This window comes from bacterium (genome assembly GCA_023230585.1).
Lineage (GTDB): Bacteria > Ratteibacteria > UBA8468 > B48-G9 > JAFGKM01 > JALNXB01.
Genome location: JALNXB010000008.1, coordinates 11684 through 35074 on the forward strand (window position 1 = coordinate 11684; position 23391 = coordinate 35074).

At 33.9% G+C, this 23391-nt stretch carries 23 protein-coding genes and 1 tRNA gene; 14 read left to right on the forward strand and 10 right to left on the reverse strand.

Features of this window, described 5'->3' with window-relative positions; translation table 11 throughout:
• The first annotated feature begins 17 nt into the window (after positions 1-17).
• On the forward strand, positions 18-1478 hold the full coding sequence (lnt, locus tag M0P98_03165; protein ID MCK9265869.1) for an apolipoprotein N-acyltransferase: 1461 nt from the start codon (positions 18-20) through the stop codon (positions 1476-1478).
• Positions 1457-2134 carry a putative dsRNA-binding protein gene (locus tag M0P98_03170; protein ID MCK9265870.1) on the forward strand — a complete coding sequence of 226 codons (678 nt, stop codon included), beginning with the start codon at positions 1457-1459 and terminating at the stop codon, positions 2132-2134. Before lnt ends, M0P98_03170 begins: the two co-directional genes overlap by 22 nt.
• Positions 2135-2193: 59 nt before the next feature.
• Here M0P98_03170 and yidC read toward each other — a convergent pair whose 3' ends face one another.
• The 7 genes from yidC to M0P98_03205 form a co-directional block, all read right to left on the reverse strand.
• Positions 2194-3750 carry a membrane protein insertase YidC gene (gene yidC, locus M0P98_03175; protein ID MCK9265871.1) on the reverse strand — a complete coding sequence of 519 codons (1557 nt, stop codon included), beginning with the start codon at positions 3748-3750 and terminating at the stop codon, positions 2194-2196.
• Entirely contained in the window at positions 3738-3956 is a 219-nt protein-coding gene (gene yidD, locus M0P98_03180; protein MCK9265872.1) for a membrane protein insertion efficiency factor YidD, read from the reverse strand. The genes yidC and yidD overlap by 13 nt, the downstream gene beginning before the upstream one ends.
• Positions 3953-4237 (reverse strand): ribonuclease P protein component, encoded by a 285-nt coding sequence (gene rnpA / locus M0P98_03185; protein ID MCK9265873.1) that lies wholly within the window; start codon positions 4235-4237, stop codon positions 3953-3955. Before rnpA ends, yidD begins: the two co-directional genes overlap by 4 nt.
• Entirely contained in the window at positions 4234-4368 is a 135-nt protein-coding gene (gene rpmH, locus M0P98_03190) for a 50S ribosomal protein L34 (GenBank protein ID MCK9265874.1), read from the reverse strand. Before rpmH ends, rnpA begins: the two co-directional genes overlap by 4 nt.
• A 151-nt stretch (positions 4369-4519) precedes the next feature.
• On the reverse strand, positions 4520-5293 hold the full coding sequence (surE, locus tag M0P98_03195) for a 5'/3'-nucleotidase SurE (GenBank protein MCK9265875.1): 774 nt from the start codon (positions 5291-5293) through the stop codon (positions 4520-4522).
• Between the two features lie 75 nt (positions 5294-5368).
• Positions 5369-5440: transfer RNA gene (locus M0P98_03200), tRNA-Ala, on the reverse strand.
• Positions 5441-5494: 54 nt separating this feature from the next.
• A complete protein-coding gene (locus tag M0P98_03205; GenBank protein ID MCK9265876.1) occupies positions 5495-6871 on the reverse strand; it encodes an MATE family efflux transporter in 1377 nt (458 codons plus the stop codon).
• Between the two features lie 213 nt (positions 6872-7084).
• Between M0P98_03205 and M0P98_03210 the strand changes: the two genes are divergently transcribed.
• From M0P98_03210 to tsaD, 12 genes are all read left to right on the forward strand, one after another.
• Positions 7085-8275 carry a hypothetical protein gene (locus tag M0P98_03210; protein ID MCK9265877.1) on the forward strand — a complete coding sequence of 397 codons (1191 nt, stop codon included), beginning with the start codon at positions 7085-7087 and terminating at the stop codon, positions 8273-8275.
• A 22-nt stretch (positions 8276-8297) separates the two neighbouring features.
• Positions 8298-9332, forward strand: coding sequence for a zinc-dependent dehydrogenase (locus M0P98_03215; GenBank protein MCK9265878.1), 1035 nt, complete (start codon positions 8298-8300; stop codon positions 9330-9332).
• Between the two features lie 187 nt (positions 9333-9519).
• Positions 9520-10479, forward strand: coding sequence for a thiamine pyrophosphate-dependent enzyme (locus M0P98_03220; protein MCK9265879.1), 960 nt, complete (start codon positions 9520-9522; stop codon positions 10477-10479).
• A 21-nt stretch (positions 10480-10500) separates the two neighbouring features.
• Entirely contained in the window at positions 10501-11478 is a 978-nt protein-coding gene (locus tag M0P98_03225) for an alpha-ketoacid dehydrogenase subunit beta (protein ID MCK9265880.1), read from the forward strand.
• A 29-nt stretch (positions 11479-11507) separates the two neighbouring features.
• Positions 11508-12740 (forward strand): 2-oxo acid dehydrogenase subunit E2, encoded by a 1233-nt coding sequence (locus tag M0P98_03230; protein MCK9265881.1) that lies wholly within the window; start codon positions 11508-11510, stop codon positions 12738-12740.
• A 3-nt stretch (positions 12741-12743) separates the two neighbouring features.
• Positions 12744-13472, forward strand: a complete 729-nt coding sequence (cysE, locus tag M0P98_03235) for a serine O-acetyltransferase (GenBank protein MCK9265882.1) — start codon at positions 12744-12746, stop codon at positions 13470-13472.
• Complete coding sequence (locus M0P98_03240) at positions 13469-14578, forward strand: LysM peptidoglycan-binding domain-containing protein (GenBank protein ID MCK9265883.1); 1110 nt, start codon at positions 13469-13471, stop codon at positions 14576-14578. The genes cysE and M0P98_03240 overlap by 4 nt, the downstream gene beginning before the upstream one ends.
• The gene (locus tag M0P98_03245) at positions 14562-15572 is read left to right on the forward strand and encodes a DUF4432 family protein (protein ID MCK9265884.1); all 1011 of its coding nucleotides are present in this window, start codon (positions 14562-14564) and stop codon (positions 15570-15572) included. The genes M0P98_03240 and M0P98_03245 overlap by 17 nt, the downstream gene beginning before the upstream one ends.
• A 113-nt stretch (positions 15573-15685) precedes the next feature.
• Positions 15686-17113: an Asp-tRNA(Asn)/Glu-tRNA(Gln) amidotransferase subunit GatB gene (gene gatB, locus M0P98_03250; protein MCK9265885.1), complete on the forward strand. Its 1428-nt coding sequence runs from the start codon at positions 15686-15688 to the stop codon at positions 17111-17113.
• Between the two features lie 113 nt (positions 17114-17226).
• Positions 17227-18414, forward strand: a complete 1188-nt coding sequence (locus M0P98_03255; GenBank protein ID MCK9265886.1) for a S41 family peptidase — start codon at positions 17227-17229, stop codon at positions 18412-18414.
• Positions 18398-19339, forward strand: a complete 942-nt coding sequence (locus tag M0P98_03260; protein ID MCK9265887.1) for a divergent polysaccharide deacetylase family protein — start codon at positions 18398-18400, stop codon at positions 19337-19339. The genes M0P98_03255 and M0P98_03260 overlap by 17 nt, the downstream gene beginning before the upstream one ends.
• A 2-nt stretch (positions 19340-19341) precedes the next feature.
• Positions 19342-20322, forward strand: a complete 981-nt coding sequence (tsaD, locus tag M0P98_03265) for a tRNA (adenosine(37)-N6)-threonylcarbamoyltransferase complex transferase subunit TsaD (protein MCK9265888.1) — start codon at positions 19342-19344, stop codon at positions 20320-20322.
• 24 nt (positions 20323-20346) lie between these two features.
• Here tsaD and mltG read toward each other — a convergent pair whose 3' ends face one another.
• Genes mltG through yfcE form a run of 3 tightly spaced genes read right to left on the reverse strand, consistent with a single transcriptional unit; the run spans position 20347 to position 23125 of the window.
• Positions 20347-21330, reverse strand: coding sequence for an endolytic transglycosylase MltG (gene mltG, locus M0P98_03270; protein ID MCK9265889.1), 984 nt, complete (start codon positions 21328-21330; stop codon positions 20347-20349).
• Positions 21314-22558 (reverse strand): CinA family nicotinamide mononucleotide deamidase-related protein, encoded by a 1245-nt coding sequence (locus M0P98_03275; GenBank protein ID MCK9265890.1) that lies wholly within the window; start codon positions 22556-22558, stop codon positions 21314-21316. The genes mltG and M0P98_03275 overlap by 17 nt, the downstream gene beginning before the upstream one ends.
• Before the next feature lie 21 nt (positions 22559-22579).
• Positions 22580-23125, reverse strand: coding sequence for a phosphodiesterase (gene yfcE, locus M0P98_03280; protein MCK9265891.1), 546 nt, complete (start codon positions 23123-23125; stop codon positions 22580-22582).
• Between the last annotated feature and the right edge of the window lie 266 nt (positions 23126-23391).

Genomic DNA, 23391 nt, shown 5'->3' on the forward strand with positions numbered 1-23391 from the left:
AATAATAGGATTATAGTTTGAATAAAGGTATATCATTTTTTTTAAGAAGGTTGTTTTTCTGTTCTTTAAGTGGTTTTATTCTTTCTCTGGCTTTTCCGCCTTTTGGTTTTAGTCAAGTTGCTTTTATAGGTTTTATTCCTATGTTAGCATCTGCAAGAGAGAATAGAGGCGACAATTTTTTCTTTGGTATTTTTACAGGTCTAATTTTTTATTCATTCTCTTTCTTCTGGCTTTACAAACTTGCAGGTTTTATTTACCTTCTTCTTGCTTTATATCTTTCAATATATTGGGGAATTTTTTTGTATACCCTTTATAAATTACCACCCAAAGGCAGAATCTTTTTAGGTGCGTTTATATGGTTTTTTCTTGAAATCATAGTTTCTAATCTTATTACTGGGTTCCCTTGGCTTTTACTCGGCCTTTCTCAATGGCAAGAGTTCTTTTTACTTAAAACTGCTAGGCTGTGCGGGATATATGGAATATCGTTTTTAGTGATACTTGCTAACCTAACTTTTGTGAATATATTTAAAAAAAAATATTTTTATTCTTCTGTTGTTGCTATATTAATTTTTGTGGCAATTTTTCTTATAACCCCAGAAAAGTTTTATAAAGCAAAACCAGTAGGTGAAATTAATGTTATGGTTGTGCAACCAAATATTATTTCAGAGAATAATGTGGAGCCTGAACAGGTTTTATATTTGTTGAAAGAAATGACTCTTTCGAACCTTGAAAAAGAAGGTGCAACTCTTGTAGTTTGGCCTGAAGGTAGTTTTTCTGATGTTCTTGAAAAATACCCTGCCCTTGTAAACGATATAAAACTTTTATGTAACAAATATTCTTTATATATACTTATGGGTGCTTTTTCTACTGACGATACAAATATCTATAATTCTGCTTTATTATTTGGAGAAGATGAATTACAGGTATATAATAAGAACCATCTGGCGCCTTATGGGGAGTTTATTCTTGGTGGTAGATATTCCTTTGTGAGAAATGTTTTTGAAAAAGTAGCAGGATACACTCCATACATAACACCTGGGAACGAATTGAAACTCTTCTCTTTAAATGGTCACAAGATAGCGCCTCTTGTATGTTTTGAGAATATTTTTCCAGATATGACAAGAGAACTGAATATTAAAGGCGCTCAAGTTTTTTTGGTTATTACAAACGATTCTTGGTTTGGTAAATCGGCAGGACCATACCAACATTTCGCTCATAATGTTATGAGAGCAACTGAGAGCGGAAAGTATTTTATACAGGCATCTTTAACAGGTGTTAGCGGTGTTATATCGCCAGAAGGAAAGATTGTTGAAACAATCGAAAGTGATGGGAAGAGAATTTTTGTACCTGGAACTTTATCTTTTAAGGCACCATTAAAGGAAGGTAAAACCTTCTATTCTCGATTTGGAGAAGTACCTCTTTTTCTTGTTGGAATTTTTTTTATAGGAATGATACTATGCAGAACTACGAAAAATTAGAATCTTTAACCGGTTATGTTTTTAAAAATAAGAACCTACTTATACAATCTTTGACACATTCTTCTTACGATAGGGAGTTATGTTATGAGAGGTTAGAATTTTTGGGAGATATTATTCTTGATGCTATAGTTGGTGTATATCTTTTCAAAATTTACCCAGAGGTTGGAGAATCTTTTCTTACCGACCTTAAAGCAGCATACGTTAATAGCAAATACCTACATCAGGTAGGTCTCTCTTTAAATTTAGAAAACTTTATTAAATATGTAAATTATGAAGTTCCTAAGTTAGACGATTTTGTTGAAGCATTTATTGGTGCATTATACCTTGATGGTGGTTGGGCGAAAACAGAAATTTTTATAAAAGAACATATTCTTAATAAAAAGATGAAGCCTATAAGCAACCATAAAAACATTCTTCTTATGGTGGCAAAAAAGTGTTTTGAATCAGTACCACAATATACTCTGGTAAAAGAGACCGGACCTTCTCATAATAAGAGATATAAATTTAAGGTTAAAGTTTGTGGTAAAAGGTATGTGGGGTATGGTTCAGATAAAAATAAGAAGGGTGCAGAAATGATGGCAGCTGAGCAATTGATTTGTAAACTGCAAAAATATTTTCCTCAAGTAAAAAAACTTATTGAAAATAAACACCTATAATCTATCTTCTTTAAACATTTGCAAATACTTTTCTTTTCCAAATTGATAACCAATAAATATTATTTCTTATGTATAAAATATTGTTCTACAAGACTGGCTACATTCATTGTTATCCAATATAGTAGAAGACCTGAAGAGAAGTTGTAGAATAGGAATAAAAACATTATTGGCATCATAAAAGTAAGAGTTTTTTGGGACGGGTCCTGCGGTGTAAGTTTCTGTTGCCATAGTGAAGTTGCAGCCATAATTAATGGTAAAACATTTACAGTAAAACCGCTTACTTGAAATAATGAATCAGGTACAGATAGGTCTTTTATCCATAACCCAAAAGAAGCGCCTCTAAAAAATATTGAACTTCTTAAAGCAAGGAAGAACCCTATAAAAATTGGAAATTGAAGTAACATTGGTATACATCCACCGAGAGGGTTAATCTTGTAATCTTTATACAGGTTCATCATCTCTTTTTGCATTTGTTGTGGATTATCTTTATATTTTTTCTGTACCTCTGTCATATAAGGTCTAAGTTTTTGGAGAGCTTTCATTGATTTAAGACTACTTTTTGTTAATGGGAAGAAGACAATTTTTATTAATAAGGTAAGGAAAACAATTGCCCATCCCCAGTTGGGTATCACTTTGTGTATATAAGAAAGGAGGGTAAACAATATTCGCCCCATAACAACAAAAAAACCACCGCCAAAAAGTAGTTTATCTTCTATCTCTTTGCTTGCAACAAAATAATCAGAAGGTCCTGCATAAAAAGTAAAATCTACTCTTTTATTGTTTAGTGAATCTATCTCAAGGTCTTCAAAGAGAAACCCAAACTTTATATAATCACCTTCTTTAATAATAAAACTCTTTGTTTCTTTTTCCATTTTGAGCATTAGAAGTGGGTATCTTTGTTTTAAAGCCAACCATTCGGTGTTTTCATAAAAAACATTTTCTTTCAATCTGGCAGGATTTATTTTTTCAATCTTGTCACCTGTCTTAACAAGTATTTCAGGAGGAGAAAATTCTCTTTCGCCTTTTACTGCTGTTGGTTTTGTTGGTATTATTCCAGCTTGCAACATATACGTGAAAACCTTTTTAGGACCTCTGTTTTCTAATAGTATTCCAGTTTTAAAAATATGGGAATCAGAAGGTACGCTTATTTCTTTAGTAATAAAAATATCGTTTAGACTTTTTGTTAATATTAATGAATCGCTTGTTTTTGTAAAAAGAGAATCATTATTGATACCTTCATATTTTAATATGGAATCATTTAAAAATTGGGAATTTTCAAAAACATAGAATAACTGTTCATTCTTTCTTTGATATTTATTTATACCGATATTGGTTAAATAGTTGCCATCCGAACTTACTGTAAGGGTATAATCGTTAAAATCAAAACTTACTTCTTCACTTTGAGGCAAAGAAGGTTCAGTCTGAGTTTTTGTTAAATCGGGTAGAGTAGGGGACTCGGTTGTTTCAGGCGTAACAGGTGTAGAATGTTCAATATTTTTTGGTTGTTGAGGGATGTTTTGCCTTCCTTTAGATTGCATCCTTCCAAAAACCATAATAATAACCATTGCAAGCACAAAAGCTATAACTAATCGGACTTCTTCTTTTATTTTATCCATTTTTCTAAAGGGTCAAACCCTCCTTTGTTGAAAGGATGACATCTAATCAACCTTCTTATTCCTATAAAAAAACCTCTTAAACCATATTTTTCAACAGATTCAGCCATAAAAACTGAACAACTAGGGTAGAACCTGCACCTGTTTCCCAAAAGGGGAGATATAAACATCTGGTATACCTTTATAGCAAACAGAAAACCTTTTTTCATATTATCCTATCTACTGCTTTTTCAAGTTCTTCTATTAATTGAGTGTTGCTAGTGTTTACAATCGGAGATTTAATGATAAAAATATAATTCCCTTTTTGAATCTTACTTCTCCAAAACTCTCTAATTCTTCTTTTTATATAATTCCTTTTTACAGGATTGGTAGTTGAACGTTTAGCAATAAAACCAACCTTATAACTCTCATCCTGCAAATAATAAATCTTAAACAACCTATTGTTTAAGATTCTACCTTTACGAAGAACCTCTTCTTTCTTTTTAATCAAGCTGCAAGCCTCTTTCTTCCTTTTCTTCTTCTTGCGTTAATGATTTTTCTACCACCAACTGTTTTCATTCTTGCTCTAAAACCAATTCTTCTTTTCCTTCTACGGTTGTGTGGTTTAAATGTAATAGACATTTTTCTCCTTTACCCTTTAATAAAAACTGCTACTTATTTATAACGAAGGGCACGTTTTTTTGTTACTTTTAAAATGAAATTATTGGTTCTATTTCAACCAAAATTAATTACAATAAAAGCCAGTTCATTTTACATTAAAATTAACATTATATTATTTAATTCTGATATTTTCAAATTTATTATCTTTTTTAAGGCGGGATAAACAATTGTGGTTTGTTAAATTGAGGTGGAGAGGAGTAATGGAAACAAATTTATCCTTGAGAGCGTCTACGTCACTTCCTTTTTCACCATCTGTTGTTCTATGATTGCTTCTCATCCAGAAATAGGAGTTACCACTTGGATTTTGTCGTTCTTCATAAACCGTATCTAGTTTTGAAACATCCTGGTGGGTTGTTTTTATGCCTTTAATCATATTTAGTTCGCAACTTGGAATATTTATGTTTAGTATTGTGTTGTCAGGAAATCCTGTTGCTTCCATTTCTTTCAGTATTTTTAAAGTTATTTCAGCTGCTTCATCAAAGTGAAACACTTTAGAAGTTTCTACAGATACTGCCACCGATGGTATCCCAAGAATAATACCTTCAGCAGCCGCAGATACGGTCCCTGAATACCTAATATACATACCTGTATTTGCACCGGGGTTTATTCCAGATATTAAAATATCAGGTTTATCTTTCAATATTGATTTCACACCAATTTTTACACAATCTGCTGGTGTTCCGTTCACAAGGTAGGCATCTATTTCACCATCGATTTTGGTACGCCTTACTTCAATAGGGTTAAAAAAAGTGATAGAGTGCGAAGAACCGCTTTTTTCAGTATCAGGAACAAAGACAGAAACTTCACCCAGTTTTTGAAGGTGTCTCCATAATACCTTTAAACCTTCCGAAGATGCTCCATCATCATTAGTTAAAAATATACGCATTTTGTCCTTAATTATTCAAATATTTACTTATAGTAAGGTATATTATACCTTTTTTGTTGGGTAATGTAAAAAAAGTGGAGCAGACCGGACTTGAACCGGCAACCTTCCGCATGCGAAGCGGACGCTCTCCCATTGAGCCACTGCCCCTTAAAACTTACAGATTACAATAAGGTCATTGTAATCTATTTTAAAAAAGTAAGTTCAAGTTTCTTCCAGAAGTCTTCTATGGTGTGAATAGACCCTTTTCCATCTTCCTGAATTGAAATAAGCTAAAATTGCGAAACATAGGAAAATATCAGCAGCATTTATTCCTAACCAGACTCCGCTTGTCCCTAAACTTGTTTTTAAAGATAATAGATAGGCAAGAGGAATCCTTAAAAACAAAGAAAAGAATCCTACTATAACAGTTGGGAAAGCTGTATCTCCAACTCCAGTAAGTCCTCTTTGCATTATCATAGATACGCCGAGAAAAGGGAAAGTAAGCATAATATATCTTAAATAGGTAGCACCCGTACTCATTACAACACTATTGTTGTTAAATAGAGAAACAATCTGTGGTGCTAAAATAAATATTAGTAAAACAGCAGGAAACAGAAGTATTTCAAACATTTTAATAGCAAACATCATACTATCTTTAGCACGTTTCTTTTTATCTGCTCCCATATTTTGTCCCATAAGTATGGCAGAAGCGTTTGCAAACCCAAAACCTGGTACTACAAGGAGCATTCTAATTTTAGTTCCAACCCCATACGCTGCAAGAGCTTCTGGACCGTGAAGCGCAACAAGGCGAGTTAGAAAAAGTAGAGATATGTTGTTCATAAGAAGTTGCATAGAAGAAAAAAACCCTACGCTTATGATTCTTTTTATGTATATAAATTTTGCACCAAAATGTTTTAGATTTAATCTTAACCCCTCTTTTCGTCTAAATAGAATAATCGTAATAATAGAAAATCCTATAAACCTGCTTGCTGCAGTAGTTATGGCAGAACCCGCGACCTCCATTCTTGGGAAAATCCATAAACCGAATATAAGGAGAGGGTCAAGTATTAAATTTATAATATTGGCTACTATTAAAACATACATAGGGGTTTTTGCATCTCCTGCACCTCTCATTGACTGGTTAAGGGTAACGTGTAAAAATAGGAATCCCGAAGTAAGAAAACTAACCCTTAGATATGGTTTTGCAGTTGTTAGAACTTCTCCTTTTGCACCAAAAATTTTTAAGAGAAACTCTATACCAAATAGACCAACAATAGCTAAAAGAAGCCAGAATATAAGGGAAAGTATTATTGTTTGCCACAAGACCTGGTTAGCGCTATCATAATCTTTTTTCCCAATAAAATGAGATATAAGAGCTACTGTTCCAGTTGTTATGCCAGTTGTAAAAATAGTTATAATGGTAAGAACCATTACAGAGACAGAAAGACCTGCAAGAGCCATATACCCAAGTTTTCCTACAAAAAATAGGTCTACTATTGCAAAAGTGTTTATTAAAAAACCGCCTGCCATCATAGGTAAAGCAAGATGAAAGACAGCTGATTTGAGGTCCATTTTTGTTAAATCGACTTCTTTTTTCATTTATTCTCTCCTGTGTGCCAATCCTGTATGCCAAAACTCATTGGAACTTCACATTATAAACATTTCCTCCTAAAAAATCAAATTCATCTCTTTTAGATTTAATGATTTAATTTACCAATAATTTATAAAAACCTTCTTTTAAGGTATACTAATATGAGTTATAATAAAAGTTAATTAATACTTAGTAATAAAAAATTGTTACGATAGGATAGTATGAAAAAAACTGTAATTTTTGGAGCTGGGCAAATTGGTAGAGGGTTTATTGGAGATATATGTGGAACTTCAGAGTATAAACTTGTGTTTGTTGATGTAGCACAACCTGTTATTACTCTCTTGAATGACAGGCAAGAATACCCTATATGGCTTTTGAGTGATAAAAAAATTGAGAAAAAGATAAGTAATTTGAAAGGAATACATTTTTCATCAGAATCTGAAATTGTTGAAGAAATAGCATCGGTTAATCTTGCTTTTACTGCTGTTGGAGCAAACAACCTTTCTTTTCTTGCACCTCTTATTGCTAAAGGAGTTAAAAGAAGAATTGAGAAGGGTGTTGAATCTTTTCTTAATATAGTTATTTGTGAAAATCTTCTTGGGAGCGCTGATATATTAAGAGAGAGTATAGAAAAACATTTATCTTGTGCAGAAAAAAATTATATAAAAACTTATGTAGGTTTTGTTGAAACAGTTGTTAGCAGGATGGTAGCTCCTTTGCCAGATTCTTTACGGGAGAAAGAACCTTTACTTGTTACGGTGGAGCCGTACAATATTTTACCTGTTGCAAAAAAAAGTTTTAAAGGACAGGTTCCTGCTGTTAAAGGTTTCTATCCAGTAGAGGATATTGTTCCCTACGAAGAACTTAAACTTTTTGGTCACAACCTTGCCCATGCAACACTCGCTTATGTAGGGTATCTTGCAGGTTATGAGTTTATATGGGAATGTATGGGAGATATAAGGTTATATAAATTGTTGGAAAGAGTTGTTGAAGAAACAAAAGTAGCAATAATCAAAAAACATTCTCTAAATAAAAAAGAGGTTGAAGATTATATATCAGACCTTTTTGTAAGGTTTAAAAATAAGGCTTTAAATGATACTGTTGTTAGAGTGGGTAGAGATCCTCTTAGAAAAATAGGGGCTAATGACAGGCTTGCTGGTGCTATAAAGGTATGTCTTAATGAAGGTGTTTTTCCAGAAAATATATCGTTTGTAATGGCTACTTGTTTGTGTTATAATTATGGGAATGATGAAAGTGCTACCAAACTTCAGGGGTTATTAGAAGATAAAGGTATAGATTATGTGTTAAGGAATATTTCTTGTTTAAATGATGAAAGAGTTATTTGTGAAGTGAAAGAAAAATATATAGAGATAAAAAACAGGAAATTAGATTATTTTGATAAATTTTGCTGAAGAAAGGAAAGGAGATGATAGAGTGAAAGCTGCTATTGTTAAGGATATAGAGATATTAGATATTGAAGACAGGGCGATACCAGTTCCAGGGGAAGATGAAATACTTATAAAGGTAGGGGCTTGTGCTGTTTGTGGAACAGATATCAAAGTATTTCGACACGGACATAAACATATTGTTTTCCCTCGTATCACTGGGCATGAATTAAGTGGAGTTATAGAAAAGGTTGGGAAGAATGTTAAAGGTTATAAAGAAGGGGAGAGGGTAGCTGTTGCACCCGCGATACCTTGTGGAATCTGTTATTATTGTAGGAAAGGATACCAACCATCATGTGACAACTTAAAAGCAATAGGTTATCATTACGATGGAGGGTTTGCTGAATATATGGTGGTTCCTGCTGACGCTGTTAGGAACGGATGTGTGAATAGGATTCCTGACAATATGTCTTATGATGAAGCAGCCATAGCGGAACCTCTTGCTTGTATTATTAACGGACAATCTCTTAGCAGAGTGGAGCAAGGTGATACGGTACTTATAGTAGGAGCAGGACCGATTGGATGTTTTCATGCTGATTTTGCTCTTAACACAGGGGCTGGTAAAGTAATACTTGCAGATATTTCTTCTGAAAGGCTTCAAATGGCAGAATTTACAGGTGCAGTACTTGTAGATATGGGTAAAGAAGATATAAAAACAGTTGTTTCAGATATGACCAACGGTAGAATGGCTGACAGAGTTATAGTTGCTGTTGGTCTGCCACAGCCACAAGAATCTGCTCTTGAGTTGGTTGCAAAGAGAGGGTCAATAAATTATTTTGGTGGACTTCCCAAAGATAATCCGTATGTTAAATTTAATAGCAACCTTCTCCATTACGGAGAATTCTTTGTGGTTGGAACCCATGGCTCAAGCCCGTTACATAATAAGATTGCCATAGATTTAATTTCTTCTGGCAGAATAGACGCTAAGAAGTATATAACTCATAAGTTTAATCTTAAAGATATTAAAACAGCCCTCGAGTTGGCTGAGAAAAAAGAAGGGCTTAAGATTATAATTAATCCGTAGTAGTAAGTTAAAGAAAATTTTATAAAATAAGTAACTATATTTTTGAAACAGATAAATAGATTAAAGTACCAATGACTCCTTGAGATGCAAAATATATTAGAGATTGGTTGTTAACGCTTTAAATAATGATTATATAAAAAGTTTGTAACAATAAGAAGCATTAACTTGGAGTGAAGGAGATTTTAAGGTGAACATTGAAAAGGCAGAATCTATTAAGTTGTTAACCCAGATGATGCAGATAAGACAGTTTGAAGATAAGATAATGGAACTTCTTGCAAAAAATATAGCAGAAGGAGGTTCCCATCTTTACGCTGGAATGGAAGCAGTGGGGGCTGGGGCTATATCCACTTTGAATCCTGACGATTATATTACAAGCACCCACAGAGGGCACGGGCATGCTATAGCCAAAGATGGAGACCTAAATGCATTGATGGCTGAAATCTTGGGTAAGAAAACCGGTGTTTGTAAAGGGAAAGGTGGTTCTCTACATCTTGCAGATGTTTCTAAAGGAAACCTTGGGGCTAACGGTATTGTTGCTGGTAGCCTTGGTATAGCAACAGGAGCTGGGCTTTCTATAAAAATGAGAAAATCAGGGCAGGTTGTTATATGTTTCTTTGGAGATGGAGCTACAAACAACGGAATATTTTTTGAGTGTTTAAATATGGCTTCATTATGGAAACTTCCAGTAGTATATCTATGCGAAAACAATCTTTACGGTATGAGTGTTTCAGTAGAGAGAGCTTGTGCAGTACAGGATTTAACAAAAAAAGCACTTGCTTTTGATATGAAATATGATTGTGTTGATGGGCAGGATGTTATTGCTGTTAAAGATTGTGTAAAAAAATGGGTGGATTTTGCAAGAGAAGGTAATGGTCCAAGTTTTATTGTAGCCAATACATACAGATATTACGGGCATAGTAGAAGTGATCCTCGTGCTTATAGAACAAGAGAGGAAGAAAAGTTTTGGAGAGAAAGAGACCCTATAAAAATATTTTCTAATAGAATGATAGAGCAGGGGGTTTTGAGTAAAGAAGAGGTTGTAACGATAGAAGAGGAAGTAACAAAAAGCATAGAGGAAGCGGTAGATTTTGCTATCAATAGTCCGTTTCCAGAACCAGAGGAATTATATACAGACCTTTATGCCTGATATAAGAAAGAGGAGTGAGTAATGAGGGAGATTACATATAGACAAGCATTAAACGAAGCCTTGAAAGAGGAAATGGAAAGAGATGAAACTATTTTTCTCCTTGGAGAAGATATTGCTATCTATGGAGGTGCATACGGAGTTACAGCTGACTTATGGAAAAAATATGGAGATGAGAGGGTGCTTGATACTCCTATATCGGAAAATGCGATAGTAGGGGTTGGGTTAGGTGCTGCCCTTACCGGTATGAGGCCTGTTACAGAGATAATGTATATAGATTTTATTGGACTATGTTTGGAGCAGTTAAACAATCAAGTTGCAAAAATAAGGTATATGTTTGGTGGGAAATGTAAGGTGCCTTTTACTTTACGAACTGAAGGTGGAGCAGGACGTACCCTTGGAGCACATCATTCGCAAAGTCTTGAATCGTGGCTTATCCATATACCTGGTCTTAAGGTTGTTATGCCGTCTACTCCTTATGATGCAAAAGGTCTGCTTAAAAGTTCAATAAGAGAAGATAACCCGGTTGTTTTTATAGAACATAAAATGTTGTATAATGTAAAAGGCGAGGTTCCCGAATCTGAGTATACAATTCCTATTGGCTCAGCTGAAGTCAAGAGAGAAGGTAAAGATGTAACTATTTTAACATATTCAAGAATGTTCTATTTCTGTCAAGAAGCGGCAACTATTTTGGAGAAAGAGGGTATAGATGTTGAAATAGTTGATTTGAGAACTCTTTTACCTCTTGATATAGAAACAATAGTTAAATCTGTAAAGAAGACCAACAGGGTAGTTATTGTTGAGGAAGATTGTAAAACTGGCGGTACTGGTGCTGAAATAGGGATGAAGATAGTGGAAGAGGCTTTTGATTGGCTAGATGCTCCCATTGTAAGGGTAGCAGGCGCTGATGTTCCAATGCCTAAAAGTCCAGTTCTTGAAAAGCTCGCTATTCCAGATAAAGAAAGAATATGTGAAGCAGTTAGAAAAATTTTGAATAAGTGAATATTAAGGAGTCTTAGAAGAGGTATAAAATGATAAAAGAAGTTATAATGCCTAAACTCGGCGAAACTATGGAAGAAGGGTACCTTGCTTCTTGGAAAAAAGAGGAGGGTGAAAAGGTTGAGAAAGGTGATGTTTTATTTGAAGTAATGAGCGATAAGACTAATTTTGAGGTAGAATCTCTCCATGAAGGATATCTTAGAAAACAACTGTTTCAACCTTCTGATGACCCAATAGATGTAACTACTGTTATAGGATATATAACAGATACTCTTGATGAGCCTCTACCAGAGGTTTCTTCTCCTAAGGTAGTTGAACAACAGGTAACAGAAACAGAAGAACCTACAAAAGATGCAACAGAGGTTTCACCATTAAAGGTTGAACAAGAGAAAGAAGAGGTTTTAGGAGAGACTCGACTTAAAGCCTCCCCTCTTGCAAGGAGAGTTGCAGAAGATGCAAATGTGGATATTTCTGTTGTTGTAGGAACAGGACCAGAAGGTAGGATAGAAAAAGATGATGTTCTAAAATATATTGAAGAACAGAAGCAAAAACCTGAAGTGAAACCTAAGGGTTCTGCTGAATATGAGGTAATCCCATGGACTCCTTTAAGGAAGATAATATCGGAAAAACTTACAGAAAGTAAAAAGACTATACCTCATTTTTATTTTCAAGGTAAACTATTTATTGATGAAATAATCCGAGTAAAAGAGATAGCCAAAAAGAACAATATAGACCTTACGTATACAGATTTTCTGGTATTTTTTCTAAGTAGGGCTATACAAAAATATCCTTTAATAAACGGAAGCGTTGAAGCCAATGAGATTAGGGTTTATGAGAGTGTTGATATAGGTTTAGCTGTATCAATAAATGATGGACTTATAGTTCCTGTCTTAAGAGATTGTGTAAATAAGGGTATTGAAGAGTTATCTAAAGAGATAAAATCTGTAGCTTCCAAAGCAAGAGAAAATAAGTTATCAGCAAATGATGTTAAGGGAGCAAGGTTTATTATTTCCAATCTTGGTATGTACGGAGTGGATAACTTTCAACCAATAATAAGCCCGCCTGGAGTTGCTATTATGGGGGTGGGTAGTATAAATAAAGAGCCAGTTGTTATTTCTGGCAGTGTAGAGGTAAGGTCGGTTATGAACGTATCTTTCTCTTTTGACCATAGAGTTATTGATGGTTCGTATGCAGGTCTTTTTTATTCTTACTTTAAAAAAATAACAGAAAATCCTTCCCTGCATTTTTTTTTAGGCAAGGTATAATTAATGTTTAGACAAATAAAAGAAGATATAAAAACTGTATTTGAAAAAGATCCAGCGGCAAGAAACCTGTTTGAGGTTATTAGTTCTTACCCAGGTTTACATGCGCTTTTTTTTTATAGGATATCTCATTTTTTATGGAAACGTGGAGATAAAACTCTTGCAAGGATTGTATCAAATATTTGTAGAAATTTAACAGGTATAGAGATACATCCTGGCGCTTCTATTGGGAAACGGTTTTTTATAGACCACGGTATGGGAGTGGTTATAGGGGAAACAGCAGAGATAGGGGATGATGTTCTGCTTTACCAAGGAGTTGTCCTTGGAGGAACTTCTTTAGAGAAAAAAAAGAGGCATCCTACCCTCGGAGATAATGTTGTTGTGGGGGCGGGTGCTATTGTTTTAGGTGATATTGAAATTGGTGATGGCGCAAAAATAGGAGCTGGTTCAGTTGTTATTAAACCGGTACCTTCTTGCGCAACTGTTGTGGGTGTGCCCGGTAGGGTAGTTGGAGAAAAGAGAGAAGAGAAAGTGGATTTAGACCATAATAAACTTCCTGACCCAGTTTCTGATGCCTTAAAGTTTATAATGGAAGAACAATCAAGGCTGGAAGAAAGGATTAGAGTTGTTGAAAATATGGAAAATTTGAAATGTAAGATGGACAAATATTTTGAAGTAAAGAAAAAAGAAATCTTAAAAGCCTTCTCTTCAAATTCAAATATGGAGAAAAAATGAAAATATTTAAATTTACTATAGTTTTTTGTTGTCTTTTTTATGTTACCCTGTTGTATCCGGATTCTGTAGCACATTACCATAAAGTAAAGAAAGGTGAAACACTCTTTTCTATATCAAAAAAATATAATATTGATATTGCAACTATAAAATCTCTCAATAATATCAATAGTTCTGTTATACATCCAGGGCAAAGGCTTGTTATTAGAAAAGCCTTTGTTAAAAATACAAATAGTAGTGTGAACAATGTAGTTAAAAATGTAAACGATTCATATACAACCAGTTATTATAAAGTTCAAAAAGGAGATACCTTATCTAAAATAAGCAGGAAATTTAAGGTCCCTATAGCCAGAATAAAGAATATGAATAACCTAAGAAGTGACAGGTTGTCAGTTGGGCAAAACCTAAAAATTAGCGTTGTTTATAAACCTGCACCTGTTCGACTACCTTCAATAGAAAATCTCTCTCCTACACCTATAGCTATTGTTTCGGAGAAAACATATTATACAGTAAAACAAGAAGATACCCTTGAAAGTATTGCTGACAGGTTTGGGATTACCTCAGAAGAAATAAAACGGACAAACCTTTTGGATGAGAAAGATTTCAAGGTAGGCCAGGTATTAGTAATTCAAAAGTGTGAACCAATAACAGAAAATGAAACATCTAAACTGGTACCTGATGAAGACGATGAAAATATAAGATTTAGGTTAATAAAAGAGGCGTTTGCTTACCTTGGAACACCGTACAGGTTAGGAGGTAGCGGTAAAAGAGGGATAGATTGTTCAGCTCTTACTCGTAATATTTATAAAAATATAGGTTTATCTATACCCACAACCTCGTATTTGCAATATAAAGAAGGCGAAGAGATAGGTGTTAATGAACTGGCTGAAGGTGACCTTCTTTTCTTTAGAAGAAGAGGAGTTGTTGACCACGTAGCAATATATATAGGGAAAAAACGTTTTATACACGCAAGTTATTCTCAAAGAAAAGTTGCAATAGCTTCTATGGATGATTCTTATTTTAGGAACCACTTTGTTGCAGCAAAAAGATACCTGCCTTTAGAGGAAGATCCTTTTGCAAAAAGGGGAAAATATGCTGTCGAGGAATAATGGTTGTAGATTTATGGAGTTTGTGTGGAATGGTTTTAATGCGATTATTATGGAAAATGACCTGATAAGGTTAGAAATACTTCCAGATAAAGGTACAGATATAGTTGAATTTTTATATAAACCGAAAGATATAGATTTTATGTGGAGAAGTCCTAACCTTTTATATAAACCATCTTTTGTTGTTACTGCTGAGTCAAAAGGAGGTAGTTTTCTTGATTATTATACAGGGGGATGGCAAGAAATTTTCCCTAATGGTGGCAGTAAATGTGAATATAAGAACGCTGTTTTAGGGGTTCATGGTGAGGTAGCACTTATCCCATGGCAATATACAATACTGGAAGATACACAAGATATAGTCTCTATTAAGTTTTATACCCAGACATATAGAACACCTTTTGTTATTGAAAAAATATTAACTATTGAAAAAGGTAGTCCTACTATAAAAATAGATGAATCTATAAAAAATGTTGGAGAAGAAGAGATGGATTTTATTTGGGGGCACCATCCAGCATTCGGAAAACCTTTTATTTCCCCTGATACAATAATAAAAATAAAAGAAGCAAACTTAAAAGTTGCTACCGGTGATAGTAAATCTTTTTCTATATTAAAACAAGCAGTAACTGAATGGCCTTTTGCGGAAGGAAAAGATGGCACAAAAGTTGATATGAGTATCTGCCCTTCAGAAAATGATAAAGTTTCTGATATGCTTTTTCTTTCTGAATTAAAAGAAGGTAGATACGATATTTTTAACACAAAATTGAAAGTAGGATTCTTTATGGAATTTCCTCTCTCTATTTTTAAATATATATGGTTTTGGAGGGTTGCTAAGGGAAGTTTTCATTGGCCATGGTACGGTAGAACGTACAATATCGCCTTAGAACCTTTTTCAAGTCTACCTAATCTTTCAGAATCTATCAAAAGAAACGACCAGTTGAAACTGGAAGCAGGCGAAACCCTGAACGCAACTATCAAAGCTGGAATAATAGAAAGTTAAATAATTTGTGGTTTTGGGTATACTATTAATAGGTAGCAGGAGGTTTGATGAATTTCCTCTTATCTCGGCTCTCCTCCCTTTTTTAACAAACTGGTCTGAATACTTGTAAACAAATGGAAAATTATGATGTAGTTATAGGGTTAGAAGTTCATGTGGAGCTGTCTACAAACTCAAAACTGTTCTGCGGTTGTTCTACAAAATTTGGTTCTGAGCCAAATACTCAGGCGTGCCCTGTGTGTGCAGGGATGCCAGGTGCTTTACCTGTTTTAAACGGTAAGGTTGTAGAGTTAGCAATAAAGACTGGAGTTGCTCTTGCTTGTGAAATTGCTGAAGTATCTAAATTTGCAAGAAAACATTATTTTTACCCTGATTTATCTAAAAATTATCAAATTTCTCAACACGAACCGCCTATAGCTTATAACGGACATCTTCTTCTGGATGGGAAAAAGATAAAAATAAAGAGAATCCATATAGAAGAAGACGCTGGTAAACTTATTCATTCAGATGATGAATTTGGGAATTCTTTTGTTGATCTTAATAGAAGCGGTATGTCTTTACTTGAGATTGTCACGGAACCTGATATAAAGAGTTCATTAGAAGCAGAAAAGTTTCTTAATAACCTAAAACATATTCTTGAATATCTTGAAATTAGTGATTGTAATATGGAAGAAGGTTCTCTTAGATGTGATGCTAATGTATCTGTTAAACTTAAAGGTGACAATGTTTTGGGTGTGAAGACTGAAATTAAAAATTTAAATTCCTTTAAAGCTGTTAGAAAGGCGATAGATTATGAGTTTTTTAGACAGGTATCTATCTTAAAACAAAAAATGGATGTTATGCAGGAATCTCGGCTTTGGAATGAAGAACTACAAATAACAGAAGGAATGAGAAGTAAAGAAGAAGCACACGATTATAGGTATTTTTCTGACCCTGACTTACCTTCTATATATGTTAACAAAGATATGCTGGATAAGGCTATTTCTGAAATTGAAGAACTACCTTCTCAAAGGAAAGAAAGGTTAATAGAAGAATATAATCTTACTGAATATGATGCAGAAGTGTTAACTTCAAAAAAAGAACTCTCAGACTATTTTGAAAAAACTGCATCAAAAATTAGAAACCCAAAGGTAGCTGTAAACTGGATTATGGGTGACCTAATGGCAATCTTAAAAGAAGATAAGATAGAAATTTCTAATTCTCCTGTTACATCGGAATTTATGGTTCAAATACTTACACTTATAGAAGAAAATAAGATAACTGGAACTTCTGCTAAAGAAGTGTTATATGAATGTTTCAAGAGCGGTAAACCTCCTGAAGCAATAGTGAAAGAGAAAGATCTTATACAGATTAATGATGATAACCTTGTTAAAGATTTTATAAAAGAAGTTTTAGATGATAACCCTAAGGCTATACAAGATTATAAAGCAGGCAGAAAACAAGCATTAGGGTATCTTGTTGGTCAGATAGTTAAAAAGACAGAAGGTAAAATAGACCCTAAAATTATTACTGATAGCATAAAAAAAGCTTTAGAAGAATTGTAGTTTTTAAATAATATCTACTTAAATAGATACGTCTGAGGAATTGATATACTAAGATAAATCATATATTTATTATATATAAAATAAGATAGTCTTAATTAAAAGGGGAAAAATAAATGAAAAAGATTATTCTGTTTGTTATGGGACTTATTTCTCTCTCCGTAATAATTGGTAGCGATGTTCAAGTCTCTCAAGCAAGGTTGAAAGAAGAAGAGATTTATAGAAACATCGAACTATTTATAGATGCTATGGAGGTTGTGCGTAGAGATTACGTTAATAATGTTGAAGATAAGGAACTTGTTTACGGAGCCCTAAAGGGAATGCTGATTTCTCTTGACCCATACAGTGCTTTTCTTGAACCAAAAATGAAAGAAGAGTTACAGATTGAAACCAAGGGAGAGTTTCAAGGTGTTGGAATGGAGATAACTCTAAAGGATGGTATAATAACGGTAGTAAGCCCTATCGAGGATACCCCAGCTTGGAATGCTGGAATAAAACCAGACGACAAGATACTTGAGATTGAAGGCGAGTCTACAAAAGGTTTTTCTACTTTAGAAGCAGCGCAGAAATTGAGAGGTAAAAAAGGTACACAGGTAAAAATAAAGATAATGAGGAAAGGGGCTAGTGAATTGAAAGAAATTTCTCTTACAAGAGATGTGATAAAAGTTAAATCTGTGAGAGAAAAGAAACTTGATAATAATCTTGGATATGTTAGGATAAGGGATTTCCAAGAGAAGACTGCTTATGATTTTCTAAATGTTCTAAAAGATTTTAATTCAAACGATATTAAAGGGATTGTTCTTGACCTAAGGAATAATCCTGGGGGTCTTCTTTCTTCATCTGTTGCAATAAGCGAGATGTTTCTTCCTACTGGAAAACTGATAGTCTATACTCAAGGGAGAGAAGAAGGCGATAAACATTCTTATTATAGCAGGAAGAAGGAAGTATGGAACAAACCTGTTGTCATACTTATCAACCAAGGGAGTGCAAGCGCTTCTGAGATTGTAACAGGAGCACTAAAGGACAATCTTTCTACTGTTTCTTTGGTAGGCCATAAGACCTTTGGTAAAGGTTCTGTGCAGAACCTTATTCCTCTTAAAGATGGTTCTGCTTTAAAACTTACCATAGCTCACTACTATACGCCTTCTGGAGTATGTATTGAAGGAAAAGGTATAGAACCTGATATTACCGTTGAACTTCCTGAAGATAACCATATTACCTTGGGAGATAAGGGGGATGTTCAATATTTGAGCGCAATAGAAGAACTAAAAAAAATAGTTGATACTTATGAGTCGAAAAACTAAAAAAGAGAATAACAGTTTTATTTGGTTTCTACCTTTAGTGCTAACCATTGTTTTAGCAATTTTGATAGTGGTTCTTTTTATAGTAAAAGAACTTAAAAAAGAGCCAGGTTTATTACCTGAAACAGAAGTTGAGTCGCCTGTTGTATCTATTCCAGAACCAGTACAAGATGTGAAAGAAGATAAAGATGTAGATACACACAAAGAGAAGAAAACAGTTTCTTTGTTACCGACTCAAACTAAAAAGAAAAAAACTTTTAGTGGTAAACCTCGTATTGCTTTAATTATTGATGATGTAGGATGGAATAAAGAAATTGTTAAGGAATTAGAAAAAATTAATCAACCGTTTACTCTTTCCATATTACCTAAAGCTCAGCATAGCGAAGAAATCTTTGATTCAATCAAAAATAATAGAGTTGTTGAACTTTTTCTTCATCAACCTATGGAGCCAATTCCTCCAGCTCGCTCTTTAGATAAAGGGTTATTAACAACAAAAATGGCTAAAGAAGAATTGGTTGAGCAGTTTAAAGATAATCTTAAATACTATTATCCGCATATAAAAGGTGTAAACAATCATATGGGTTCACTTTTCACAACCAATAAAGAAAAGATGAAAATTGTTCTTGAGGAAATGAAAGATAAAAACCTTGTTTTTGTGGATAGTATGACCTCAACAAAAAGTTGTGGTTACCAACTGGCAAAAGATATGGGATTGAAGGCAGGTAAGAGAGACGTGTTTCTTGATAATATTTCTGACCATAAATATATAGAGAACCAGATAAAAGAACTTGTTGAGACTGCAAAAAGAGAAGGTAGCGCAATAGGTATAGGGCATGCAAGAAAAACCACTGTACAGGTTTTAAAAAAAGTTATACCTTCTTTAACAGATGAGGTAGATATAGTTTCGGCTTCGAGCCTTCTTGAATAAATATGATTACTTTGGGGATAGAAACTTCTTGTGATGAAACTGGTATAGGTGTTGTTAAAGATGGGCGTTTAATTACAAATCTTGTGGCAAGCCAAGAAAAAATACATTCAATCTACGGTGGTGTTATGCCTGAGATGGCAAGCCGAGCACACCTACAATATATAGATAATCTATTTATAGAAGCTTTACGTATAAGCAATATACTTCCTGAAGATATTGACGCTATTGGAGTAACACATCATCCTGGATTAAAAGGTTCTCTCCTTGTTGGGGTTTCATTTGCGTGTGGTCTTGCGCTTTCAATCAATCGTCCTTTATATATGGTAAACCATCTTTATGCTCATATATCATCAAATTTTTTAGATTCGAAAGTACGTTTTCCAGCTATAGGTATAGTTGTTTCAGGTGGGCATACAACTTTCTTTTATATTGAAAACCCAGTGAAATTTTCTGTTATTGGAAAAACTTTAGATGATGCCTGTGGCGAAACCTTTGATAAAGTTGGAAGAATGCTTGGCTTACCGTTTCCAGGAGGCCCTAACGTTGAAAAAGAGGCTCTTAAAGGGGATGAAAACAAGATAAAGTTTCCAGTTCCTTTATTATCAAAAAAATCACTCGATTTTAGTTTTAGTGGTCTTAAAACATCTGTACTTTACCATATCAAAAAATTTGGTACAAAAGATAATGTGCCAGATATATGTGCTGGATTTCAAAAAGCAGTGGGAGATATTCTTGTAGAAAAGGTAAAAAGAGCTATTGATACATATAAACCAGAATCTTTTCTTGTGGGTGGGGGGGTGATACAGAACCGATATATTAGAAAAAGATTGAATGATTTAGCCACTAACAAAAAAATCCAAATATTTATACCAGATACTAAATTGTGTATGGACAATGGAGCTATGGTAGCTGTAATGACTTGGCGACTTCTTAAAGAAGGGGTAACTCCTTCTGATAAAAGTATTAATGTAATACCAACCTAAAAAACCTTCTTATTTCCATATTTTTTACTGAGAGTTAGATGTATCTGTCTGACTGTTTGAAGAAAGGAAAGAATCTATCGCTGCCTGATGTTGCCTATATGTTTTGGAGAAATAGTTACGCCCATCACCCATAGAAACAAAAAATAGATAATCGGTATTTTTAGGCTTAATAGCAGCTGTTAGCGAAATTTTACCGGGATTAGCGATAGGACCAGGCGGCAATCCTTTATATCGGTACGTGTTGTAGGGAGATCTAATTTTAATATCTTTGCTGGAGAGCCTTTTTTTAGGGTTGTCTAACACATACATAACAGTTGAACAACTTTGAATATACATATTTTTCTTTAGTCTGTTATATATAATACCGGCAACTATTTCTCTTTCATTTTTGGTTTTAGCTTCTTTTTCAACAATTGAAGCTACTGTAACTATCTCTTTGATTTTATCAAAGTTTTCTTCAGTTATGGGTTCGCCATATACCTCTTCTAAAACATCTTTAAACCTTTTAAACATAGTGGAAGAGATAGCCTCTACCGAGACTTTGTAAGGGAAAAAATATGTATCAGGAAAAAGAAAACCTTCTATCTCTTTAAGGTTTGCGTATTGTATAAAATCTTCTTTTTTAACAAGGGATTTTTTCTCAAGTATTGTAGCAATTTCTTTTATGGTAGAACCTTCTGGGATAGAAACTTTTACAAGCGAAACTTCTCCTTTTGCTAATTTAGATATAACTTTTTTTATAGGTGTTCTGCCAGAAAATTCATATATACCTGCTTTAAGTTTTTCTTGTACCTTATATTTTTTTGTTAAATAGCGAAACCATTTAGCTTTTTTTATTACTCTTTTTTCTTCAAGCAGTTTAGATATTTCAAAAGTAGTTGCCCCTTCAGGTATTTCTATTAAACTGGCAGAAGTTAGGAGCGGTGGGGTTGTTATAATCTTTATGGATATAAACCCTATCGCAAGTAAAACCAAGCAAGGTATCAAAAATTTATCTGTTTTCTTCATAAAGTCTTTTTATATTTTTTATTGTTAGGTCAAGGCCTTTATATACTGCCTGTTCTCTTATTCTTTCTCTATTACCTGAAAAAACAAATCTGTAAGAGGTGTACTTGTTGTTTGGTAACCCAAGCCCAATAAAGACAAGTCCTACAGGTTTCTCTTCTGTACCACCAGAAGGTCCCGCTATCCCTGTGAAACTAAGAGAAACATCCGTTCTACAGATTTTCTTGATTTTTTTTGCCATTGCCAGAGCTGTTTCAGAACTTACCGCCCGGTATTTTTTTATTAGTGGTTTAGGGATTTTTAGCACCTTCTTTTTAATTGTATTGTTATACGCTATAACAGAACCTATAAAATATTCTGAACTTCCAGGAGTATCTGTCATTAGTTTTGAAGCTAAGCCACCTGTACAAGATTCTGCAATTGAGAGTTTCAACCTTTTTTCAATCAATATACGTCCTAATATTTCAGGTATAGAAAAAGGGTTTTCGCCAAGATAATTCTCACCAAACTCTTTTTTTAAGAAAGACTCAACCTTTTTTAAAACCACTGGTTGACAGTCAGAAGTAATTAAAATCTCTATCATTTGAGGGTGAGCAAGTATTGTGTATAGAATTTTCAACTTCCTCATTAATGGCTCAACTTTTTCTTCAACCAAAGATTCTGATACACCAGATATTCCATATCTATGTATAATAACTGGTTCTTCTTTCTCCTTTTTATGGAACTCATCAGCCAATAGTTCTGCCATTGGTTTTAATTCTTGAGGTGGACCAGGGAAAAGAGCTATCTTTTTATCATCTTTCTCTATTAAAAGTCCGGGCGCTGTTCCTACTACATTATTTATAACTTGAGCGTCTTCAATGATATAAGCCTGCTTCTTATTTATTTCTGGTAGATAAATACCTCTCTTTGCAAATTTTTCAGTTATATTAGTCCATATATCTTCCGAGTATACAAGTTTTCTCTTAAGAAGTTTTGCAATGGCTTCTCTTGTTATATCATCTGAGGTGGGTCCAAGCCCACCTGTGATTATCAAAATATCTGTTCTTTTTAGGCAAGTTGTGGCACTTTCAATAATTTCGTTTTCATCATCTGGTACAATCAAACATTTTTTTATAGTCAAACCTATTTTTGCAAAAACACTGGAAAGAATGTTTATATCAGTATTAATCCTATCGTAAAGGAGTTCGCTTCCTACACAGATAACTTCTACTCTGACTTTGTTTTTCATATTTTTGTAATGTTTTGGAGTTTAAAAAGAAAGAGTTGCTATAATATTTTTGGTTTGTGTATTAAATATTTGTATTATACGTTTAGGTGTATCAACAAGAGCAACAGATGGTTCTCCTCTTGGAATAGAGGGGCTACCTGGGTTTATCCAGACGCAATCACTATGTTTTTCCAGTTTCCACTGGTGGGTGTGACCTGTTATCATTATGTCTATTTTCCATTTTTTTGCAAGCAATAAAATCTCTTCTTCTGAAAAAAGGTGTCCGTGTGTTGCCAGTATCCTTATATTCTCAATAACGCAGAAGAGAAAAGGATAAGATAAAGGGATATTAATCATTTTTGTATCAATTTCAGAATCACAATTTCCTGTGATAAGAAGGACCTGTTTTTCTAAATTATTTATTATATCTGCCAACTCTTCTGGATAATATTGCTCAGGTGATGGGTTTTTTCCGCGGTTAAGGATATCACCACAATGTATAATTAAATCAGAAGACGATGTTATAAAATTGGCTTCTTCCCAACCTGCAACGCTTCCGTGTGTGTCACTTATAACAGATATTTTCATTATAACCTCTCTCTTCCTTTTTCGTTCTGCCAAATTTGGTTATGAAACGCTTTTTGTTATTTGAACATTTCAGTTTACCATCCTGAACTAGTTTCAGGATCTCTAACTTAACCTACTTAGAAGAAGTAGTAAAAGCGAAATTTCGGCTCAAGTTCCTCGGGAGTACTCGGGACAAACCGAAGGGTAGAAGACAAAAATGGAGTGAGCAAATAACACCCCATACGCCTTTCTTTTCTGTCTTTATCCTTGCCTTTGTTTTTTAATTT